General features: G+C 45.0%; 20 protein-coding genes. 10 read left to right on the forward strand and 10 right to left on the reverse strand.

Translation table 11 applies throughout. The features are described 5' to 3' along the window. Positions 1-30: 30 nt before the first annotated feature. Positions 31-3,567 carry a PAS domain S-box protein gene (locus SYNPCCP_RS11760; protein WP_014407177.1) on the forward strand — a complete coding sequence of 1,179 codons (3,537 nt, stop codon included), beginning with the start codon at positions 31-33 and terminating at the stop codon, positions 3,565-3,567. Here the strand turns inward: SYNPCCP_RS11760 and mnmG are convergent. Continuing rightward, a complete protein-coding gene (mnmG, locus tag SYNPCCP_RS11765) occupies positions 3,540-5,447 on the reverse strand; it encodes a tRNA uridine-5-carboxymethylaminomethyl(34) synthesis enzyme MnmG (RefSeq protein ID WP_010873451.1) in 1,908 nt (635 codons plus the stop codon). The genes SYNPCCP_RS11760 and mnmG overlap by 28 nt on opposite strands. 177 nt (positions 5,448-5,624) lie before the next feature. Here mnmG and SYNPCCP_RS11770 point away from each other — a divergent pair, with 177 nt between their 5' ends. Beyond that, positions 5,625-6,272, forward strand: a complete 648-nt coding sequence (locus SYNPCCP_RS11770; RefSeq protein ID WP_228670061.1) for a sterol desaturase family protein — start codon at positions 5,625-5,627, stop codon at positions 6,270-6,272. A 10-nt stretch (positions 6,273-6,282) separates the two neighbouring features. Here the strand turns inward: SYNPCCP_RS11770 and SYNPCCP_RS16980 are convergent, their stop codons facing one another. From SYNPCCP_RS16980 to petE, 3 genes are all read right to left on the reverse strand, one after another. Further along, complete coding sequence (locus SYNPCCP_RS16980) at positions 6,283-6,870, reverse strand: transposase (protein ID WP_308417040.1); 588 nt, start codon at positions 6,868-6,870, stop codon at positions 6,283-6,285. Next, positions 6,771-7,130 carry an IS630 transposase-related protein gene (locus tag SYNPCCP_RS17690; protein ID WP_010871315.1) on the reverse strand — a complete coding sequence of 120 codons (360 nt, stop codon included), beginning with the start codon at positions 7,128-7,130 and terminating at the stop codon, positions 6,771-6,773. Before SYNPCCP_RS17690 ends, SYNPCCP_RS16980 begins: the two co-directional genes overlap by 100 nt. Before the next feature lie 406 nt (positions 7,131-7,536). Beyond that, positions 7,537-7,917 (reverse strand): plastocyanin, encoded by a 381-nt coding sequence (petE, locus tag SYNPCCP_RS11785; protein ID WP_010873453.1) that lies wholly within the window; start codon positions 7,915-7,917, stop codon positions 7,537-7,539. Positions 7,918-8,342: 425 nt separating this feature from the next. On the opposite strand from petE, the gene SYNPCCP_RS11790 reads away from it, so the two are divergent. Further along, positions 8,343-9,791, forward strand: a complete 1,449-nt coding sequence (locus SYNPCCP_RS11790; RefSeq protein WP_010873454.1) for a hypothetical protein — start codon at positions 8,343-8,345, stop codon at positions 9,789-9,791. A gap of 78 nt (positions 9,792-9,869) precedes the next feature. Here the strand turns inward: SYNPCCP_RS11790 and SYNPCCP_RS11795 are convergent, their stop codons facing one another. After that, positions 9,870-10,445 (reverse strand): Uma2 family endonuclease, encoded by a 576-nt coding sequence (locus SYNPCCP_RS11795; RefSeq protein ID WP_010873455.1) that lies wholly within the window; start codon positions 10,443-10,445, stop codon positions 9,870-9,872. Between the two features lie 273 nt (positions 10,446-10,718). On the opposite strand from SYNPCCP_RS11795, the gene ftsH2 reads away from it, so the two are divergent. Beyond that, a complete protein-coding gene (ftsH2, locus tag SYNPCCP_RS11800) occupies positions 10,719-12,602 on the forward strand; it encodes an ATP-dependent zinc metalloprotease FtsH2 (RefSeq protein ID WP_010873456.1) in 1,884 nt (627 codons plus the stop codon). A 75-nt stretch (positions 12,603-12,677) separates the two neighbouring features. Here the strand turns inward: ftsH2 and SYNPCCP_RS11805 are convergent, their stop codons facing one another. Together SYNPCCP_RS11805 and tatC are read right to left on the reverse strand one after the other, a co-directional pair. Further along, positions 12,678-13,322, reverse strand: a complete 645-nt coding sequence (locus tag SYNPCCP_RS11805; protein ID WP_010873457.1) for an LON peptidase substrate-binding domain-containing protein — start codon at positions 13,320-13,322, stop codon at positions 12,678-12,680. Positions 13,323-13,375: 53 nt separating this feature from the next. Next, the gene (tatC, locus tag SYNPCCP_RS11810) at positions 13,376-14,140 is read right to left on the reverse strand and encodes a twin-arginine translocase subunit TatC (RefSeq protein WP_010873458.1); all 765 of its coding nucleotides are present in this window, start codon (positions 14,138-14,140) and stop codon (positions 13,376-13,378) included. Positions 14,141-14,532: 392 nt separating this feature from the next. Between tatC and SYNPCCP_RS11815 the strand changes: the two genes are divergently transcribed. From SYNPCCP_RS11815 to SYNPCCP_RS11830, 4 genes are all read left to right on the forward strand, one after another. Further along, a complete protein-coding gene (locus SYNPCCP_RS11815) occupies positions 14,533-15,405 on the forward strand; it encodes an NAD(P)-dependent oxidoreductase (RefSeq protein ID WP_010873459.1) in 873 nt (290 codons plus the stop codon). Between the two features lie 160 nt (positions 15,406-15,565). Further along, positions 15,566-15,775, forward strand: a complete 210-nt coding sequence (locus SYNPCCP_RS11820) for a hypothetical protein (RefSeq protein ID WP_020862160.1) — start codon at positions 15,566-15,568, stop codon at positions 15,773-15,775. Between the two features lie 40 nt (positions 15,776-15,815). Beyond that, positions 15,816-16,664: an IS630-like element ISTcSa family transposase gene (locus tag SYNPCCP_RS16985; RefSeq protein ID WP_010873460.1), complete on the forward strand. Its 849-nt coding sequence runs from the start codon at positions 15,816-15,818 to the stop codon at positions 16,662-16,664. A gap of 42 nt (positions 16,665-16,706) precedes the next feature. After that, positions 16,707-17,165, forward strand: coding sequence for a DNA-3-methyladenine glycosylase (locus SYNPCCP_RS11830; RefSeq protein WP_010873461.1), 459 nt, complete (start codon positions 16,707-16,709; stop codon positions 17,163-17,165). A 31-nt stretch (positions 17,166-17,196) separates the two neighbouring features. Here the strand turns inward: SYNPCCP_RS11830 and SYNPCCP_RS11835 are convergent, their stop codons facing one another. Continuing rightward, positions 17,197-18,468, reverse strand: a complete 1,272-nt coding sequence (locus tag SYNPCCP_RS11835) for a lipid-A-disaccharide synthase-related protein (RefSeq protein ID WP_010873462.1) — start codon at positions 18,466-18,468, stop codon at positions 17,197-17,199. Between the two features lie 65 nt (positions 18,469-18,533). On the opposite strand from SYNPCCP_RS11835, the gene SYNPCCP_RS11840 reads away from it, so the two are divergent. Together SYNPCCP_RS11840 and trxA are read left to right on the forward strand one after the other, a co-directional pair. Beyond that, on the forward strand, positions 18,534-19,190 hold the full coding sequence (locus SYNPCCP_RS11840) for a DedA family protein (RefSeq protein ID WP_010873463.1): 657 nt from the start codon (positions 18,534-18,536) through the stop codon (positions 19,188-19,190). A gap of 40 nt (positions 19,191-19,230) precedes the next feature. Continuing rightward, positions 19,231-19,548 carry a thioredoxin gene (gene trxA / locus SYNPCCP_RS11845; RefSeq protein WP_010873464.1) on the forward strand — a complete coding sequence of 106 codons (318 nt, stop codon included), beginning with the start codon at positions 19,231-19,233 and terminating at the stop codon, positions 19,546-19,548. A gap of 57 nt (positions 19,549-19,605) precedes the next feature. Here trxA and SYNPCCP_RS11850 read toward each other — a convergent pair whose 3' ends face one another. Then, on the reverse strand, positions 19,606-20,517 hold the full coding sequence (locus tag SYNPCCP_RS11850) for a 2OG-Fe(II) oxygenase (protein WP_010873465.1): 912 nt from the start codon (positions 20,515-20,517) through the stop codon (positions 19,606-19,608). A gap of 192 nt (positions 20,518-20,709) precedes the next feature. Continuing rightward, complete coding sequence (gene groL, locus SYNPCCP_RS11855) at positions 20,710-22,368, reverse strand: chaperonin GroEL (RefSeq protein ID WP_010873466.1); 1,659 nt, start codon at positions 22,366-22,368, stop codon at positions 20,710-20,712. Between the last annotated feature and the right edge of the window lie 94 nt (positions 22,369-22,462).

Here is a 22,462-nt window from a genome sequence, read left to right on the forward strand (position 1 = left end):
TGTCTTGATCAATGTTTGACCTTGGAACCCATGCCTATCATTCCTAGCCCCAAAGTCCTGTTAGTGGATGATCAGCGGGAAAATCTTGTTGCTCTGTCACGGGCCCTGGATTCCCTGCCAGTGGAAATAATCACCGCTAACTCCGGCCAAGAGGCGATCGCCACCGCCGCCACCACAGAATTTGCCTTGATGATTTTGGCCCAGGAAATGTCTGAATTGGACGGGCTAAACACCGCTAAAATTCTTCGTTCTTTTCCCCTGGCTGAACAAACTCCAATTATTTTTCTAGCTCGGCAAGAAATTATCACCAAAGCAATGGCAGAAATAAATATTTTGGGGTTGGTTGACTTTCTGGCACAACCGCCTAACCAAAATTTTCTTCAGGTGAAAGCTAAACTTTATTTGCAGCTTTTCCAGCAGAAACAAACTCTGCAATACTATAATAATTACCTAGAAAGTTCAGTTAAATCTGTTCATTTTGATGTAAAAAATAATCATTCAGAACAACTCAGTGAAATAATTTTAGCCAATATTTCCGATACTGTCTTTGTCACTGATTTATCCGGAAAATTTACTTTTATTTGTTCAAATATTGATAATATCTTCGGCTATTCCTTGGCGGAAGTAAACGCCATGGGAACCGTAGAAACGCTCCTGGGTGATTTTAGATTTAACGAATATGAGTTAAAAGAAAAGGGGGAATTAAAAAATTTACGGCATGATGTTCAAGATAAACAAGGTAAAATTCATTATTTACTCATCAATCTTAAGAAAGTCGCTATTAATGGAGGTATTTATCTTTATAGTTGTCGGGATATTTCAGAATGGGCTCGAAAGGAACAAGCCATTAGAAACAGTGAAGCCAATTTCCGAGACATTTTTGCCAGCATCAAGGACGGGCTATTGGTTTTAGATGAAGATAATTACATTTGTTATGCCAATGCCCAGGCAGTGAAACTTCTTAACTGTACTTTGGAAGAATTAGTGGGAACCATTGGCAGTCCATTGGAAGATACGGAATTTAGCTTACTAGTAGACGACGGCACTATTTACACGGTGGATGTTAGTGTAACCGAAATTACATGGTATGGACAAACCGCAAAGCTAGTCTCTTTACGGGATATTAGCGACCGCAAACGCATGGAGAACCAATTGCGGGAAAATCAGAATAAATACTATCGTCTTTTAGAAAATCTTGACAATGGAGTAATAGTACACAATGCCAATGCCGAAATTGTTTATGCTAATCCTAAAGCAGAATCTTTCCTCGGTTTAACAGATTTAGAAGGCAGGGATATTGATGATGAATATTGGATGTTTTTTGATAAAGAAGGAGAAAAATTAGAAAAAGAGGAATTTCCTGTGGCCCAGGTTTTAGCCAACCAATCTTCCTTAAAAAATTTTGAAATGGGTATTTATCGTCCCGACACTGACCAATTACTCTGGGCGTATATTAATGCTTACCCTGAATTCTATAATGAAGACACCATTCAGGAAATAATAGTAACTTTTTCTGATATTACTGAACGCAAGTTAGCAGAAATTCAACTAAAAACTATTAATGAAAACCTAGAAGTTCTTATTGAAGAGAGAACCAGTGAGCTGGAAAGTAGCAATAGCCAATTATTGCAGGAAATTATCGAGAAAGAACAGGTGAGTATTACCCTTACCACCCAGGAGGCAAAATATAGAGCTTTAGTCCGAGATGCCGGTGATGCAATTATTTTAATTACCATTGACTTCATTGTCCTAGAAGTCAATTATCGGGCTGTGGAGTTGAGTGGTTATGATCAAGAAGAATTAATTGGGCATTCTTTGCTTGACCTTAGGCTATTGACCCCAGAGTTTTATGCTCAACAAAGACACTTTTGGCGCACTCTTAAAAGGGAACAAATTTCCCAATTAACCGATGTCAGACTCGTAAAAAAATCTGGAGAATTAATTTCCGTTGACATTTCCGCCAGTGTAATTACCTATGAAAATCACTCAATTGTTCAGTGCATAGTCCACGATATAACCCTCCAAAAGACCATTCAAGCCCAACTGCAACGGGAAAATTATTTTCGTCGGCAATTATTGGAAAAAATGGTGGAAGGATTATTTGTTTGTTATGAAGTTGAGCAGTTTCCCTTCCTGCAATTTACTGTGTGGAATCCGATGATGAAAAATATCACTGGCTATAGTCAAGAAGAAATCAATCAATGCGGTTGGTATGAAACTCTTTATTCCCATGGACAGCCTCAAGAGGCAGTAAGGGTGAGAATGAAGGCAGTGGCCTTAGGGGTAGATATGGTCAAGGAAGAGTGGCAAATTATCCGTCGGGATGGAGCTTTGCGTACCGTTGAAATTTCCACTGCCTTGATCACTTCAAATAATCAGACCAATATCCTTGCGGTGATTCAAGACATAACAGATCAAAAACGACAGCTACAAATTATTCAAAATAACGAAGCTACTCTCCGTTGTATTGTGGAAAATCTGCCAATTTTCTTTGGCATGAGAACAATAAACTTTAGTAATTGGTATTATATTAATCCATCTTTTGAAAGTTTGACGGGTTATACTCCAGATGAAATGTATGAAGATCCCCTGCTATGGCAAAAAATTCATCGGGAAGAATATGCAGAAAATCTAGAACAGGCACGTCCTAACCTGGGGGAGTGGACTATTTTTTCTATGGAGAAAAAAGACGGCACACAAATTTGGGCGCAAACAGTAGAATCTTTAGTTGATGATCTATCAGACACTGCTCGGGTGGTGGTGTTTGGCCAAGACATTACTGACATTAAACGAGCGGAAATCGAAACCCTGAGATCTTTGGTCAAAGAACGGGAACTAAATGAAGCTAAAAGTCAGTTTGTTGATATTGTGTCCCACGAATTTCGTACTCCTTTAACTTCTATTATTGGTTTTGGAGAGTTATTGTCCAAATATTTTGATCGTCTTTCTACAGAGAAAAAACAACAATATATTAACAATATCCAAAATTCTAGCCAACGGCTGAAACAACTAATTGATGATGTGCTTTCCATTAGTCGCTATGATGCCAATAAGATAGAAATTGAGCTAGGTAACATTAACCTAAGGAACTTAGCTAACGATTTAATCGAGAATTTTAGCTGTGGCCTGGGCAGTGAACATAATTTTGAGCTTAACTACCATCTCAAGCCGGACGAACACTCCCTGGTGGATGTGAGACTACTCCGCCATATTTTGGAAAATATTTTAAGTAATGCCATTAAATATTCGGCCCCGGGTAGCACTATCACCCTAGATATTAGTAAGGATGAAGAGCATTTACTTTTCCAAGTACGGGACGAAGGCATTGGTATTCCCCTCCAGGACCAGGAAAAACTGTTTGAAGCTTTCCATCGTGCCAGCAACGTAGGGGATATTCCCGGTACTGGTTTGGGATTGAGCATTGTTAAACGCTATGTGGAATTTCAGGGAGGGACAATCGAGGTGATATCGATGCCAGGAAAAGGGACCACAATGGTGATCAAATTGCCCCTAAACCCTGCCCCGATCATCCAGATTGCTCAGGGGGAAACCGATCGCCTGAGTTGAGTTTCTAGATAAACCAGGAGGGCATTGATATCGGCGGGGTTAACGCCCCCAATGCGACCGGCTTGACCAATGGTGAGGGGTTGGAACTGGGTTAGTTTTTCCCTTGCTTCCATGGATAGGGTTTCAATGGCCATGTAATTTAAGCCGGGGGGCAAACGTTTTTGGCTATGGCGGCTCACCTGTTCAATTTGGGTTTGTTGCCGCTTAATGTAGCCGGAATATTTGATTTCGATTTCCACGCTGGTTTTTTCCTCCGGTTTTAATTCCTCGTTACCCAACTGAAATTTTTCTAAATCTGGATAATGAAATCCAGGTCGTCGTAGTAACTCCGCCAGCACAATGGAGCCTTTAATTTTCTGTTGGGTATAATCAACAATTTCTTTACCCACTGCATCTTGCTCTTTGATGCGGGTACTGTACAGTCTTTCTTTTTCGGCGGTGATGTTAGCTTGTTTGGTTTGGAATAGGTCCCAACGGCGATCGTCAATTAAGCCAATTTCCCTTCCCAGAGGGGTTAACCTTTGATCGGCATTGTCGGAACGTAAAATTAAGCGGTACTCGGAACGGCTGGTGAGCATCCGGTAGGGTTCCCGCAAATCTTTGGTGCATAAATCATCAATTAATGTACCCAGATAACTTCCCTCCCGGGAGAAGATGATCAATGATTTTCCTTGACAATGACGGGCCGCATTGATCCCCGCCACCAGACCCTGGGCCGCCGCTTCTTCATAGCCAGTGGTGCCGTTAATTTGCCCAGCACAAAATAGTCCTGCCACTTTTTTGGTCATCAAACTGGGATAACACTGGGTAGCCGGTAAAAAGTCGTATTCCACTGCGTAAGCGGGGCGCAACATGACACAATTTTCCAACCCCGGTAGAGTTTGTAGCATGGCCAATTGCACATTTTCCGGTAGCCCCGTGGAAAAACCTTGAATATACAATTCAGGAATGTCTCGACCTTCCGGCTCGATAAAAATTTGGTGACTTTCTTTGTCAGCGAAACGAACAATTTTATCTTCGATGGAAGGACAATAACGGGGCCCCTTAGAGTCAATAAAACCGCCATAAATGGGAGATAAATGGAGATTATCTTTAATTAATTGGTGGGTCTTAGCTGTTGTTCTGGTCAAATAACAATTCATTTGCTCCCGCTCTACCCACACTTCCGGGTCAAAGCTAAACCAACTTACCTGTTCATCTGGGGGTTGGGGCTCTAATTTGTCATAATCTACCGATCGCCGATCAACCCTGGCCGGAGTTCCCGTTTTTAACCTGCCAGTTTCAAAGCCCAGTTCATTCAAAGTTTCCGTTAGGCCTACTGCCGCAAATTCGCCGGCCCGCCCCGCTGGCATGGACTTATTACCAATCCAAATTTTGCCCCCCAGGAAAGTCCCTGTCGTAATCACCACCGACTGGGCTCCAAAGCAAGCGCCAAAGTAGGTCTGCACACCTTGAATCTCATCATTGTCCCCCAACACCAAATCCGTCACCATCCCTTCCCGAATGGATAGATTAGGTTGATTTTCAACGATATTTTTCATCACCGCCGCATATTCCCGCTTATCCGTTTGGGCCCGCAATGCCCACACCGCCGGCCCCCGGGAAATATTTAACACCCGCTTTTGCAGATAGGTACGGTCGGCCATTTTGCCAATTTCCCCCCCCAGTGCATCCACTTCATGGGTTAACTGGGATTTAGCCGGCCCTCCCACTGCAGGGTTACAGGGTTGCCAAGCAATGCGGTCTAAGTTGAGGGTTAACAGTAGGGTGCGACAGCCCAACCGAGCCGTGGCCAAGGCCGCCTCACAACCCGCATGGCCTGCCCCCACCACGATGACATCAAATTGGTCTTGGAATTCCACTGGCGATCGAAGGGTCATGGCGGCGCACTAAAATGGTAGCAGGGCTAAAAACTATATTTTAGTCTTTAGTTCAACTTTTAGAGAATTAAACTGAATTTCAGACAAATATTAACTAATTGACTTGTTATGGCATTATTAGCCTAATTTATGGATCATTTATTTTGGATTTATATACTTGTATTTTTTGCTATTATTTTGTTTAGATATTTTCTAATTGCGGGGGGAACCTATGCTTTTTTTTACTCCCCTTGGGGTCAATCGTTACTTAAGAACCATTTACCCATTAATATTCCCTCTTCGCAATCAATTCGCAAAGATATAAAACTTTCCATAATTTCAGCAATTATTTTTGCCCTGGCAGGGGCATTTATTTTGTCGAGCTATGGCGGAAAAATGAATCGTTTATACGTCGATCCATACCAACACGGACTTTGGTATCTGGGAATAAGTTACGTTTTAATTTTGTTCTTACAAGATACCTATTTTTATTTCACCCATCGCCTTTTCCATCATCCGAGATTGTTTTCTTTGTTCCATAAAGGACATCATCTTTCCCGTTATCCTACCCCCCTCACTTCCTTTGCCTTTGATCTGCCAGAGGCGATCGTGCAATCATTTTTTTTAATTATTGTTGTTTCCCTTATTCCTCTCCATTTTTTTACTTTATTAGCGATATTAATGACCATGACAATTTGGTCGGTGATTAATCATTTGGGTATCGATCGCCTACCTTTAGCATTTCCTCATCATTGGTTAGGGAAATACTTTATTGGCACGGCCCATCATTCCCTACATCACCTCAAATACAATGCCAACTATGGGTTGTATAGTAGTTTCAAATAAAGCTGAGACGCTAAACGCCACAGTAAGAACGGATAATTTCATCAAGAGACGTGTCAATAGGAGCGTACATTCTAGCTCGTTTCAAGGCACTAAAGTCATGCTCAATATCATTTAAATCAGGAGAATATTTCGGCAAAAAAAGAACTTCATGACCTGCTTCTTTAGCCAATTCTTTAATGGCAGTTTTACGATGAATAGGAGCATTATCCATTATTAATATTGATGGAATGTCGAGGGAGGGTAGCAAATATAATTTTAACCATCCTTCAAAGCCTTCTGCATTCAAACTCCCGGTAAAAACCATCGGCGCAATCAAATCTTTTTTTCCTTTTCTTCTCCCTGCTACTAGATTTTCTCTGACTCCCCTTTTTCCTTGTCTATCTCCATAAACTTTTTTTCCTTTTTTTGACCAGGCATAAATACAAGCCTGGATTGCTTCGAATCCAGATTCATCTATGTAAACTATAGCTTGACTACCATAGAGCTTAATTAGTTCTCTTAACATTCTATAGTACTTAACTCGTTCCTCCCGGTTTCTTTCTCGATAACGTAGTTCTTTTTTTTTCTGTTTATTTTCATTTTCTTTAATGCGTAATATACGGCACTCGGCCTCACTCCAAATTTCTTGGCTCTGTCTATCAATCTTGCATCGGGATTTTCTTCTACGTCTTTTTTTAGAGCTTCCCAGTCTAATTTCCTATGGCGACGCTCTACTTTTGTTGGGCTTAAATCTACTCTATTTAACCATCTGTATATCGAGGCTTTTCCTATTTTATATATCTTGGAAGCCTCAGTTATTTTTCCTCCAGCTTCTATATAAGCTACTACCCTTTGCCTTAAATCTAAACTGTAAGCCATTGTTTAAACCTGTTCATTTTGTACACTCCATAATTTTACATTAAATTCTCTCATCGTTAATTGAAATGACTATATTTCACTTTCTGGGATAAAATTTTGGGCACGGAAGATCCCACATACCAAGAAAAGCTTGGACGAAATCAAACAACAAAAGAGTATTAAAATACAAACTAATGGACAAAAAAATCGCATCTCGCTTAAAAGATGCGATCGCCAAAACGCAGAAGTTTTTCTAAGTAGATGGCTTGGTCAAGAATCTGTTTTGTAGACTTTCGATCCGTCCTCCTGAACATCTACTCAGCAAGAGAAACATTATTTGCCTTGCCATTGCGAGAAGCTGAGGGAGTTGGAGACAGACCCCGTAGCATTAAGCTTAAATCAACGACACACAGATTGAGCTGGCTGATTACTCAACGACAACTTTGCCTACCATGCCAGCACCCCGGTGGGGTTCACAGTAGTAGGTGTAGGTGCCGGGCTCAGTGAAGGTGGAGGTGAAGCTTTCACCAGCGGCAAAGGCCAAGCCTTTGTGGGAGAGCTTAGCAGCGGTGTCAGCATCCACACCATCGGCGGCAAACACAATGTTATGAGGGGAGAGTTTGTTGTTAACCCATTTGACTTCCTCTCCAGCTTTGATGGTGACGGTGCTGGGTTCAAAAACTAGGGCACCACTGTCAGAACCCATTTTCACTGTTGCATTGGCAGCGGCAGCGGGGCTCACGGATAAAAAGAAACTGGAGACCACCAGCAGAAGGCCAGCGAGGATTGTTAAAAACTTTTTAGACATACTTCTTGGCGATTGTATCTATAGGGACTTGTGGTTGAACGGGCCGGGGTAACGCCCTACTCCGTGCCCAAAAAGGCGATCAGGGACGTTTTTCCTTTCTTCTGCCCATGGTATCACAATGTTTGACAGCCCGTCGTAGATTATACAGCCTCAGCCCCGGGCGGATAGAACAAGCTCATTTCTCGTTCTATCTGAATAGTACTTTGCCGAAAATGCTTGGTTGTTCTAGCTATATTTACTGAACTTTAGATGGGGATTTTTTGCTACCCACGGTAATTGCTGAATTTTCTTTGTTTTTGGCGATCGCCGTCATAAAAATTAGCTTGCTATCCCTTCAATGTAGATGATAATGGGAATAGCCCAGTAGGCCCAGTGGTGTTTTTTGTGGGCTGAAGTCGCTCCCTGAGTTAGATTGGGCAACCGCTATGAATCCTTGCAAATTTTTTCGTTTAATCATTTTTTCCCGCCGTCGTTCTGCTGATAACGGTGGTTTTGCCTTGCCGATGGCCATTATGGTTGGCCTAGTGCTAACAGTGATTGGCATTGTGATGATGCAAAGGTCAATGTTTCAGCAAAATGACTCCACCAGCAAAGCGGCCACCGACCAAGCTCAAAATGCCGCCGAAGCGGGCATTACCAAGATAATCAACTTGATGAATACCCCAGCCAATCGTTTCATCTCTGCCCTGCCAGATTGTCAAAATTGGGACGCTGGCAGTAACACTTGTACCGATACTGGTAGTACCCCTAGCTGGCACAATCTCCCTAACTTAGGAAGTTGGACAATTACAACTCCCGGTGCGGCCTGTCAGCCGCCAGCAACCACCACCACCGATATAACGGCAACGGCTAGCAATCGAGCTTGGAAAACCTTACCCCAGGGTGAATTTCGTTTAGTCAGCTATCAATACACCCCAGACACCGCCAACGGAGGGGCGATCGGTCTTGGCCCCGGCACAGGCACCTTAGTTGTGGAAGGAGCCATTAACCGTAATGCCGCCAATGAAGCTCGGTCTAGGATAGAGGTAAAAATTCCTATCACCCGTCTTCCCAATGATGCTTCCGTTTCAAGTTTATGGGTTACGGAAACGGCCACCGGGGACGAAATTGTTTCGGGCAATCAAGACGTATATTCAGACATTATCGTTAATGATTGCGATGCTTCCGTTGACCCGGCTGATTTTCCTAACAGTGAAGTTGCCATTGGTACCTATGAGGCCATTTATAGTAATGTGCCCCAACCCAATCTCCCGCCCTATCCCACTTGTCCCGCTTCCAATACCTTTGCCACCATGTCCGGGAGTATGACCTTGCCGAGAAGTACCGACGCTAGTACGACCATAACTCTTAATGATGGCACAAATCTGCCTGCCTATGTTTACTGCATTGACAAAATAGCTTTGGGTGGAAACGATACGATCAATGTACGAACGATTAACCCCACTTCTGGCGAAAGATTTTTAGTTTTAATGCATGTTAAAGGTGATATCAATGTGAGTGGGAACACCCATTTAAACCATTCTTGTTCCGGAAGTTGCGCCGACTATAAACCAACGGATTTGAATATTTTCGGTTATGGACAATCCGCCCATTCTTCCACGCCGCCACAAATATTGGCTTCTGGAGGAAATAATATTGAAGCTTTCATTTTGGCTCCGGACTATGTTTATGGGGTTAATGGTGGTGGTAATGATGGTGGGGTAACCGGTTCATTAATTGTCAAAAAAGTAATTAACTCTTCTAGTTCCAACCAGATGATCTTTAGCGACATTTCTGGATTAACTTGGGAGGAACTTGTAAGTACCATTGTGGCTCCGCCATCCGCACCAAATCTAAATCCAATTTCTGGTTGGTCAACCAAAGCGACTAATTAATTAGTTGTTTTTCTAGAAGTTTTCTTGCTACCTCAGATCCGGATCTGGACTACAAGGGTTTGGGGTGACTTTCCCGCCTTAGACTTTAGCTTTAGCAAATAATTCATTAACCGTAAAGCTTAACTGGGGCAATAAATCATCCTCCACCAGTTGGTCTCCTTGATAGGTAAGGGGCGGGCGGTCGGGGGCAAAAATAGTCAAACTACGATGGCGATCGCCAATAATCCAGACCCTTTCTACTCCGGCAGCCAGATAATCCAAAGCCTTTTGGGTCATAGCTTCAAAGGATTGATCGGGGGAAATAATTTCCACTACCAATTCCGGGGCCACAGGGCAAAAGTCATTTTCCAGGGCGAAGGGAGTCAATTTTTGGTCAGAAATGTAGGTAACATCAGGCACCGGGGCCCAATCTTGCCCATCCTTTTGCAGACAAATGCCCCATTCGGGATAGGCTTCGCCAGGCAAGGGACAATCTTGGCTATTTCCCCAATCAGACAGGAGAAAGAGTAACGTTCTTTGGAGACTGGAATGGATTCTTTTTGGTGACATTTTGGCGATCGCCGTTCCGTCTTGCAATTCGTAGTTAACTTCCCCTTCCGGTAAACAGGAAAATTCCTCCAGGGTGAGGGGAGGCGGAGTGATGGTTTGACCCATGGCAGTGTCCCTTAAACGATTACCTTTCAAACTAGCAAATTCGTTATGGTGAATATTTTGCGGTGATCCTCCCGGGGCGAGGGGGTTGTCGTAATTATGAGAATTACGTTACATTTAGTTAAGATTTTGTTACAAAACTCCGTTGTCAACAAAATTAATCAATTCCACGGCGTCGGGGAGCTAATCCTCCATGACGGAGTCCAGTCTCCGTTCCACAGTTAACCGATTACACTAAATCCTACGACCGTCTTAACTTTTAAAGTGAGCTAACATATGAAATTTTCCTGGAGAACTGCCCTACTTTGGTCCCTACCCCTGTTGGTAGTCGGCTTTTTCTTCTGGCAGGGGAGCTTTGGAGGGGCAGATGCCAACCTCGGTTCCAACACTGCCAACACCCGCATGACCTATGGTCGCTTCCTCGAATATGTGGATGCTGGCCGCATCACCAGTGTGGATTTATATGAAAATGGCCGCACGGCGATCGTGCAAGTTAGCGACCCAGAAGTAGACCGGACCCTCCGTTCCCGGGTTGACCTCCCCACCAATGCCCCGGAATTGATTGCCCGTTTACGGGACTCCAACATTCGCCTTGATTCCCACCCTGTCCGCAACAATGGCATGGTTTGGGGTTTTGTGGGCAACTTGATTTTCCCCGTGCTTTTGATTGCTTCCCTCTTTTTTCTCTTCCGCCGTTCCAGCAACATGCCTGGGGGCCCCGGCCAAGCCATGAACTTTGGTAAATCCAAAGCTCGCTTCCAAATGGATGCCAAAACCGGTGTCATGTTCGATGATGTGGCCGGTATTGACGAAGCCAAGGAAGAATTGCAAGAGGTGGTAACTTTCCTTAAACAGCCCGAACGCTTTACTGCAGTGGGGGCCAAGATTCCCAAAGGAGTACTCTTAGTGGGCCCTCCCGGTACCGGTAAAACTCTCCTCGCCAAGGCGATCGCCGGGGAAGCCGGAGTTCCTTTCTTCAGCATTTCTGGTTCCGAGTTCGTAGAAATGTTTGTCGGCGTTGGTGCCTCCCGGGTGCGGGACTTGTTTAAAAAAGCCAAAGAGAATGCCCCCTGTTTGATCTTCATTGATGAGATTGATGCCGTGGGTCGTCAACGGGGTGCTGGTATCGGTGGTGGTAACGATGAACGGGAACAAACCCTCAACCAGCTACTAACCGAGATGGACGGTTTTGAAGGCAATACGGGCATTATTATCATTGCCGCCACTAACCGCCCTGACGTGCTAGATTCTGCCTTGATGCGTCCCGGTCGTTTCGATCGCCAAGTGATGGTGGATGCCCCTGACTACTCTGGTCGTAAGGAAATTTTAGAAGTCCACGCCCGCAATAAAAAGTTAGCACCGGAAGTTTCCATCGACTCCATTGCCCGCCGTACTCCCGGTTTTAGTGGGGCTGACTTGGCCAATTTATTGAATGAAGCCGCCATTCTCACCGCCCGCCGTCGTAAATCCGCTATCACTCTGTTGGAAATTGATGATGCCGTGGACCGGGTGGTAGCTGGTATGGAAGGCACCCCCTTGGTGGACAGCAAAAGTAAGCGGCTAATTGCTTATCACGAAGTAGGCCACGCCATTGTGGGCACATTGTTAAAAGACCATGATCCCGTGCAAAAAGTCACCCTTATTCCTCGGGGCCAAGCCCAAGGTTTGACCTGGTTCACTCCCAACGAAGAACAGGGTTTAACCACCAAAGCCCAACTGATGGCCCGTATTGCTGGAGCAATGGGCGGTCGAGCCGCTGAAGAGGAAGTTTTTGGCGATGACGAAGTAACCACTGGGGCTGGTGGTGACCTACAACAGGTAACTGAGATGGCTCGCCAGATGGTAACTCGTTTTGGCATGAGCAACCTTGGTCCCATTTCCCTGGAGAGTTCAGGTGGGGAAGTATTCCTGGGTGGTGGCTTGATGAACCGTTCTGAATACTCCGAAGAAGTAGCCACCCGCATTGATGCCCAAGTACGGCAATTGGCTGAACAGGGTCACCAAATGGCTCGCAAAATCGTCCAAGAACAACGGGAAGTGGTTGATCGCCTGGTGGATCTTTTAATTGAGAAAGAAACCATTGATGGGGAAGAATTTCGGCAAATTGTGGCGGAATACGCCGAGGTTCCCGTCAAGGAACAGTTAATTCCCCAACTATAAAAATTCCCTTCTCCAACCAATTTAGTATGGTCAGCAAGGCCCTGATTCTTCGGAACAGGGCTTTTTTCTTGCGTTCTATTCTTCTGTGCCTAAAACATCTTTCAAGGCGGTGCGGGCGGCGAGGTGGTTGCGGGTGGACATGAGAATTTCCGCTTCCCTTTGTAATCTTTCAGCAGTGTCCTGCAATTCCAACAAACTTTGTTGTTCACTGGCAACGCCATAAAGATTGCCTGCGACCCAATAGGACAATTCCACCGGCAACACGGGCAAATCATCGGGTAATTCCAAGTTCTGATCCGTCAACTTGGCCGACAGGCTAACTACGTCATGCAACAGGCGATCAACTTCCTTGGCCAAGCCATGGAGATCCTGCCCCGTGTATTTGTCGTCAATCCATTCCACTAGACCGACTCGGTAGGGCTTTTCCCGCACATATTCCAGCACCCGAAACCGTTGTTGCCCCAGAGTTAAAACCTTCATCCGGTCATCGGGTAACCTTTGGTAGCGCAATACTTCTGCACAGCAACCCACGTCGGAAATTTCCCCTGTGCTGGGATCAATCATCAACACCCCAAAACGGCGATCGTCTTCCAAGATGGTGTTCATCATCATCCGATAGCGGTACTCGAAAATGTGCAAGGGCAGGGGTCGCCCAGGGAAAAGCACAACTTCAGGCAGTGGAAAAAGAGGAAGTTCCCTAATTGCAACGGAGGATGCCATCTTAATGTTTCGTAATGTTAAGCAACGTACTTCAAATGATAAAGGATTGGGGACTATTTACCCAGTAAGCGCACGCAACCGATCCCGCCAAAGTAAAGCCCCAGCACTGCCCCAGCTAGAAGGGACTGGGTCAGGGGGTCCGTGGAAGGGGTGAGAATTGCCCCCAGCACCATCGCCCCCAAAATGACAAAGCGCCAGCCCTTGAGCATTTGTTCGGAGGAAACGATGCCCAAAAAGCCGAGAACCACTTGAATAATCGGAATTTGAAAAGCTAGCCCGGTGCTAAACATCAACAACAGCACAAACTCAAAATATTTATCAATCGACCAGAGTTGCTCCACCACATCCGCTCCGTAGCTGACAAAAAACTTGAGTGCGGCGGGGATGAGAGCATAGTAAGCAAAGCCCAGTCCAGCAAAAAAAAGTACACTGGAGCCTAGCACCACCGGTCCCAGTAATCGGCGTTCCCGACGGGTTAGACCGGGTAGAACGAATTGAATAATTTGGTAGAGGATAAAGGGGCTCATCACCAGAATGCCGCTGTAGCCTGCTACTTTGACGGAAACGAAAAAGAATTCCCCTGGGGAGAGCTGCAGAAATTTAACTGTGCCTGCCGGGACTTGAAGCCATTGCACCAAGGGTTTAACGAAAATAAAGCAGGCCACTACCCCGACCAAGACCGCCCCCAAAGACAGAAAAATACGAGTTCTGAGTTCGTCGAGGTGATCAAACAAAGACATTTCCACGTCATCGGGCACTTCGTCCAAATAATCGGGGGCAGTTTCCGCGGAAGTGATGTTATCAAGCTGGGTTGACATGGTTTCAGGGCAAGGAAAACAAGTTGCCCCTATTCTGACATTCTCCTGGCACTGATTGCGATGACATGGCAGTTAGCTAGGCGATCGCCATTTGCTCGGCTATGACGGGTTTGCCTAAAATTGACCCGCCCTCAGATCAGAATAATTGCCCAAAAACGAAAATTTAGGTGCGATAATCTTTAAATTATTCTTGAATATAAAAGGAACAGCAAAAAATATTAAATATTACTGATTTTCTTGATTTTTATGTTCCAAAATTAATCTCAAATAAAAAAAAAGAAATAAAAGATAAGTCAGAGAAGTGAATTACTATTTTTTATTGACATGCTAGAATGTAATCTTTTAGTTTTCTCTATATATCATTCTTATTGCTCCAAGCGCCTAGAATTATTATGAACGTTTCCAAAATTGCAGTTTTCGGTTTAGGAGTTATGGGCAGTCCTATGGCTCAAAACCTAGTTAAAAATGGTTATCAAACAGTTGGTTATAACCGCACCCTAGAGCGTCCTTCTGTCCAGGAAGCAGCAAAGGCAGGGGTTAAAGTTGTTACTAGCATTGCGGTGGCGGCGGCAAATGCAGATATTATTCTCACCTGTGTTGGAGATGAAAAAGATGTTCAACAGCTTATTTTAGGTTCGGGAGGGATTGCTGAATACGCTAAACCCCAAGCCTTAATAATTGATTGCAGTACCATTGGTAAAACTGCGGCTTATGAACTAGCTACAAATTTAAAACTCCAGGGTTTACGCTTTTTGGATGCGCCGGTAACAGGAGGTGACGTTGGCGCAATCAACGGTACGTTAACGATTATGGTGGGGGGTGATATTTCGGATTTTGAAGAAGCTTTACCCGTCCTCAAATCCATAGGAGAAAAAATAGTCCACTGTGGTCCCAGTGGCAGTGGTCAAGCTGTTAAGCTTTGTAATCAGGTACTTTGTGGCATCCATGCGATCGCCGCTGCGGAAGCTATACAACTTTCTGAGCAGTTGGGGATTGCCCCAGAGTTAGTAATTGATACTTGTGGCAGTGGGGCGGCGGGTTCCTGGGCCTTGACTAATTTAGCACCGAAAATGTCGGAGGCTGATTTTGCCCCAGGCTTTATGGTCAAACATCTTCTTAAGGATCTGCGCCTCGTCCGGGAAGCCGCTGAAAATGGCCCATTACCAGGGGTTACGTTGGCAGAAAGCTTGTTTACATCGGTTCAATTATTGGGGGGAGAAGACCAGGGTTCCCAAGCCATTATCCGTGCCTATCGCGAAGCTTAGATTAATTTGGATAAAGTATAAAGAGGAAAAAGGTAGATGCCCACTGAAGCAATTTAGCTTTAATAAATTAAAATTTTACTGGAGTAAACATGGATGTTGAAAACTGATTTTACTCCCCATCATTTCAGATTAAAAGGTCCCATCTGCTCAACAATTATTGATGATAAAAACTTTATATGATTTTGATCTCAATCAAGGAATTGAATATTTACAATCCCAGGATGACCGACTTGGTACTTTAATTACTGGGTTAGAAGTTTGTTCATTAACCCATCATCCACCCCGCACCACTCTCTTGGAGGCGATCGCCTGGGGGATTATCGGTCAACAAATCAATATAGTCATTTCAATTAACGATGAGAGAATTTAATGTAAAATTATGGAGTGTACAAAATGAACAGGTTTAAACAATGGCTTACAGTTTAGATTTAAGGCAAAGGGTAGTAGCTTATATAGAAGCTGGAGGAAAAATAACTGAGGCTTCCAAGATATATAAAATAGGAAAAGCCTCGATATACAGATGGTTAAATAGAGTAGATTTAAGCCCAATAAAAGTAGAGCGTCGCCATAGGAAATTAGACTGGGAAGCTCTAAAAAAAGACGTAGAAGAAAATCCCGATGCAAGATTGATAGACAGAGCCAAGAAATTTGGAGTGAGGCCGAGTGCCGTATATTACGCATTAAAGAAAATGAAAATAAACAGAAAAAAAAAAGAACTACGTTATCGAGAAAGAAACCGGGAGGAACGAGTTAAGTACTATAGAATGTTAAGAGAACTAATTAAGCTCTATGGTAGTCAAGCTATAGTTTACATAGATGAATCTGGATTCGAAGCAATCCAGGCTTGTATTTATGCCTGGTCAAAAAAAGGAAAAAAAGTTTATGGAGATAGACAAGGAAAAAGGGGAGTCAGAGAAAATCTAGTAGCAGGGAGAAGAAAAGGAAAAAAAGATTTGATTGCGCCGATGGTTTTTACCGGGAGTTTGAATGCAGAAGGCTTTGAAGGATGGTTAAAATTATATTTGCTACCCTCCCTCGACATTCCATCAATATTAATAATGGATAATGCTCCTATTCATCGTAAAACTGCCATTAAAGAATTGGCTAAAGAAGCAGGTCATGAAGTTCTTTTTTTGCCGAAATATTCTCCTGATTTAAATGATATTGAGCATGACTTTAGTGCCTTGAAACGAGCTAGAATGTACGCTCCTATTGACACGTCTCTTGATGAAATTATCCGTTCTTACTGTGGCGTTTAGCGTCTCAGCTTTATTTGAAACTACTATACTAATACGGCGCAAATGTTATTCCAAAGATTTTTGGACTATGGGCAACCCAAAGGATGGACCGCACAAACCTTAGCTAATGTGGACCCAGAATTATTGAGGGAACTAGGTATTTCCCGTTATAAAACTCGCTATTTAAAAACTTGGGCGATCGCCTTACAAAATAATTTTCCTTCTTTACCTGAATTAGAAACCTGGGGTGACCGGGCCATCGTTGAACAGTTAACAGCTATTAAAGGAATTGGTCCCTGGACAGCGCAACTATTTCTTCTATTTCGTCTTCGTCGTCAGGATATTTTACCTAATCAAGATTTAGGAATTCGGATTGCAATTCAAAAATTGTATCAATTGCCCGATCGCCCTAATCCAAAGCAAGTGTCCGAATACGGCAAAAACTGGCAGCCCTATCGCAGTCTGGCTAGTTGGTATTTGTGGCGGAGTTTGTCGGCAACGGTTAGCCAGATTCACTTGTAGGCGTTAGCGCTGAAATTTTTCTAGTAAAAACCTAACACCATTGTTCCCTGAGAATCTCTGCAATGCGGCGGGCCGCTCCAGCTTGTCCCAGCCTTTCCCGGCCATTACAGGCGATCGCCTCTAGTCGCTCAACATCATGAAGTACTTGTTGTAAAGCTTCCCCAGTTTGGTCAGGACTATTCAACAAAATTAAGGATTCTCCCAAAAGCCAGGTTTGACGGCGCGCAAAATAGGGATTGTATTGGGGGCCTTGTCCGGGAAAACTAATCACTGGTTTCCCCAACCCGACAAATTGTTCTGTGGCGGTACCGGCCATGGCGATCGCCGCTTGGGCATGGTGCAAACAATCGGCAAACTGCTGTTGGCTAAAAACCAGCCGGGCATGATCTTTTTGGAAAACGGGCCCTTTAATCAAGCAAGAAACCTTGTTGGTCAAAAGTTCCACGGCATTATCTTCCAGTGGTTGCCAACCTTGGGTTTCCAGTTCAGCCATCAACGTTGGTAAGGGCAAGGAAGGGGCGATCGCCGCCAGGAAAGTTATGGAAGCATCGGCAAAATGGGCTAACACACTGGTTAAACTTTCCACAATCAAGGCCCAATTGCGTTCCATTTCCGGTGATCGGGAACCGGGTAAAAGGGTAATGGTTAAACTTTGTCCTGGCTGTAACGTTTGGGGCTTGTAATCCTGCGGGTTTAAACCGTCCATCATTGGATTGCCCACGGCATAACTGGCCACACCTTGGTTTAACAAACTTTCATGGGTGAGGCGATCGCGGGGAAAGACTGCTACGCAATTTTTCCTCGTCATTAACCACCGTTCCCAAGGATAGTAAGCGCAACCAAGCCATTTTTCCCAAGCTTGGGTACTAGGTAACCATGCCCCAGCGGGGGAGCGCAGATAATATTCCGACTTGGCTGTGCCCACAAAGGCGTAATCACCTCGGCCCAACCAAGCGAGGGCCAAGGGCACTATGTCCCCCACCGCTAGAACTTTCCCCCCCTGGGCCGTCCATTTTTGCAAACCGCCTAACTGGGCTTTGGTCAATCCCCATAAGCCTCCCTGAACATCCCGCCATAATTCCCTGGCATCCATGTTGTTAAAGCCGCCGGAGGGCATGGTTTTCACCGGGCCAATCAAGAGAATATTTAAACGTCGATAACTGTTGCCTTCCCCCACTAGGGGCAATCCCACTAATATTTCCCCAGGCTCCATTCCCGCCAACTCACTCCAAGCCTGGCCAATACTGACGGCGATCGCATCCTCTCCGTGCCCATTGCTGAGCAGTAGAATCTTCGGCAACATCCAACACTCCCATCCGTTACACTGAAAATAAGCAGAGTATTAAGAATTATTAAATAAGTATCACCATGGGTTGGGAATTTTTTTCGCTAGAGACATTGCAGGAATTGGCCCGCCAATATGGTTACGGAGCCGTATTCTTTGGCATTGCCTTGGAAAATGCAGGCATTCCCATCCCTGGAGAAACCATAACCCTGTTGGGGGGCTTTTTGGCCGGCAGTGGAGATTTAAGTTATGGCGGGGTATTAATCGCGGCGATCGCCGGGGCCGTGTTGGGGGACAGTTGTGGTTACTGGGTGGGACGCTGGGGCGGTTGGCCCTTACTAACCAGGGCGGCCCAACTGTTCAACATTCCCCAGGAAAAACTAGACCAAGCCCGGCATAAATTTAGTCAGAATGGGGCGGCCGCAGTGTTTTTTGGTCGTTTTGTTACCCTGTTACGAATTTTTGCGGGGCCCATGGCCGGCATTGTCCGCATGCCCTACGGCAAATTCCTGTTGTACAACATCGGCGGTGCCTCCGTCTGGGCTGCCATCACCGTTAGTTTGGCTTACTTTTTGGGGCGGGTGGTCACCATCGAGCAAATTATTGCCTGGACGACCCAATTCAGTTGGTTTGCCCTAGCAGCAGTGGTGGGCATGGTGGGCATTTACTTTGTCTTTCACTTCCTGCAAAAGCGTTTTGATCAAACCATTGAGTCGACCATAGGCGATCGCCCCCAATAATTGTTAGAACTGGATTAATATCTTTGCGAGGGAAAATACCATGGCCGTCAAAAAACAGTTTGCTAATTTTGCTGAAATGCTGGCCGGTTCCCCCAAGCCGGTGCTAGTGGACTTTTACGCTACCTGGTGCGGCCCCTGCCAAATGATGGCCCCCATTCTGGAGCAAGTGGGCAGTCATCTACGCCAACAAATCCAAGTGGTGAAAATTGACACTGATAAATATCCGGCGATCGCCACCCAATACCAAATCCAGTCTTTACCGACCTTGGTGTTATTCAAGCAGGGCCAACCAGTGCACCGCATGGAAGGCGTACAACAGGCCGCCCAGTTGATCCAACAGTTACAGGTTTTTGTGTAAATACCATTCCGGCGATCGACAACAAACCTTTAGTTAATAGTTTCTAAATATATTCAGTCAATTCATCTTTTTGCGGATCCAGCCGTTGACTGTGAAGCGACTATGGGCAAATTCCCTAGAAGGACAAACCACAGACATCACTTCGTGGCGACAACGGCTATTAAAAAAGATAATAGAATTATTGATGGGGGTAATGGTTTGAAACTTCGGATGGGTAGTAATGGTGTTATTTTTAAGCTCCGTGTCGTAGAGCCTTAATTCTCCCCCAGAAAAAGCTTTCGGTTCTTGATAAAAATAATAGACATAGGTAATTTGTCGGCTAGCTGTTTTTTCACTACCTGCGTCATTGTGGATTCTATAATAACAACCATCATTATGGGCTGTGAGTTGTAATTCTATTTCTGCAACTTCAAAGGGAGAAAAGTTTAGTTGACCCAGTAATTCCGGTAACTTTTGTTTGATTCGTTCCCGTATTAAAGCTGATAATGCAGGAATTTTTTGAGAAAAAAGCACGTAGGATTGGCGATATTGATTAGCTTTAGTAGTAGTGTTAGATTTAATGTATTCTTCTTTTTTATCAATAGCCTCTGTGATGATTTTTTGATTTTCTTCCGGTGATAAGAAGTTTTTAATTTCTCCGTAGGTACCGGGCAAAAATATTGATTCTGACTGCTGGTGTAATGTCGGTTCCGATAGGCTGAGGTTTATTTGAGGATACTGTGACTGTAATCGCCTAATTTTTTCCTCAGCCTTAGCCACTAATTTATCCACTGAGTGATGCTTAAATTCGGTGAAAATCCCTGCCATTTCGAGGATTTTTAGGGCTATCGTTGCTTTTTCCTGAGGAGAACATTGATCGTTGTCAATAATTGTTTCTAAAGTATCAATGGATTTAGTTAATAACTTTTTTGCTCTAGTTGATAAGGCTAGGTTATCTCCGTTGGTCTTTACTTTTGCTCCCCTGTTCATTATGCAGTTCCCCTGGGTTACCTAAGGCCAATCACATTTTTTGCTGAAAATTGATGGTTGGAACAATTCTAACTGTTTTGAAGCCAACAAAAATCCCCCTCCTAGTTAGTAAAGGAAAGGGGACAAAAGGCGACAAAGCCTTCAGATTATTAACAATGGATTGATGAGTCAATCATGGCAAGGATGGAACGATTACATCATGCCCATGCCGCCCATACCACCCATTCCGCCCATGCCACCCATATCGGGCATAGCGGGAGCCGCAGGTTCAGGTTTTTCCACTACTAAAGCTTCAGTGGTCAACACCATCCCAGCAATGGAAGCGGCATTTTGCAGAGCAGAACGTACCACTTTAGCGGGGTCGATGATGCCAGCGGCTATCAGGTCTTCAATTTTGCCAGTGATGACGTTGTAACCTTGATTGCCAGTAGCTTCTTTAACTTTTTCCACAATGACGGAACCCTCTACCCCAGCATTGCTGGCCAACTGGTGCAGGGGAGCTTCCAGGGCTTTGGCGATGATGTCGGCGGCAACCCGCTCTTCATCGTTGCTGAGTTGGGCTTTAAAGCTTTCAATTTTGCCCGCTAAACGAATTAGGGTTGTACCACCACCGGGAACAATACCTTCTTCCACTGCGGCTTTGGTGGCATTGAGGGCATCTTCAATGCGGAGTTTGCGGTCTTTGAGTTCGGTTTCCGTTGCGGCCCCGACTTTAATCACAGCTACACCACCGGCTAGTTTGGCAATGCGCTCTTGGATTTTTTCTTTGTCGTAATCGGAATCAGAAGCAGCATATTCTTTCCGCAACTGCTCAATCCGCTCTTTGACTCCAGCGGAAGCCCGTTTGTCGGCCCCAGCGACGAGGATGGTGTTGTCTTTTTCCAAAGTGGCTTTAACGGCTTGGCCCAATTGATCCAAGCTGACGGTGTCGAGGCTCAGGCCAATGTCTTCGGAAATGACGCTACCACCGGTGAGGATAGCGATATCTTGCAACACAGCTTTACGCCGATCGCCAAAGGCGGGGGCTTTAATGGCGGCCACGTTGAGTACACCCCGGGCTTTATTGACCACTAGGGTAGCAAGGGCTTCTCCTTCAATGTCTTCCGCAATGATTAACAGGGGACGACCGGCCCGGGCCACAGCTTCCAGTACGGGAACCAATTCCGCAATGGCACTGATTTTTTTATCGGTGATGAGGATTAAAGGATTATCAAACTCCACCAACTGGCGATCGCTATCGGTGATGAAGTAGGGAGAAATATAGCCCCGGTCGATCTGCATCCCTTCCACCACTTCCAATTCGGTGTTGAGGGATTTGGACTCCTCCACGGTGATGACGCCATCTTTGGTGACTTTGTCCATGGCATCGGCAATCATGGCCCCAACTTCGGGATCGTTACCGGAGGATACGGTGGCCACTTGGGCGATCGCCGAACCTTCCACGGGTTTAGCCACAGCCTCAATTTCTTGAACGAGGAAAGTGGTAACTTTTTCGATGCCCCGACGGAGAGCCACGGGATTAGCACCGGCGGCGACGTTGCGCAGACCTTCCCGCACTAAAGCTTGAGCAATAATAGTGGCGGTGGTGGTGCCATCCCCAGCAATTTCCTTGGTTTTGGAAGCAACTTCCTGGATTAGCTTAGCTCCAGCATTTTCTTCCGGGTTGGACAGTTCAATTTCTTTGGCTACGGTGATGCCATCGTTGACAATCTGGGGAGCACCGTACTGCTTTTCTAATAAAACATTGCGACCTTTGGGGCCGAGGGTAATCCGCACCGCATCAGCCAGGGCATTAATCCCCGCTTCCAAAGAGCGTCTGGATTCATCCTTAAAGGAAATAAGTTTAGACATAGACTAAAAAGTTACAAATAACGTCAAAGGTGGCGGACAAGTCCATAAAGCACTTTAGCACTCTTGGCAGTGGAGTGCTAAGTCAGGTAAGGTT

Source organism: Synechocystis sp. PCC 6803 substr. PCC-P (assembly GCF_000284455.1).
Classification (GTDB): Bacteria; Cyanobacteriota; Cyanobacteriia; order Cyanobacteriales; family Microcystaceae; genus Synechocystis.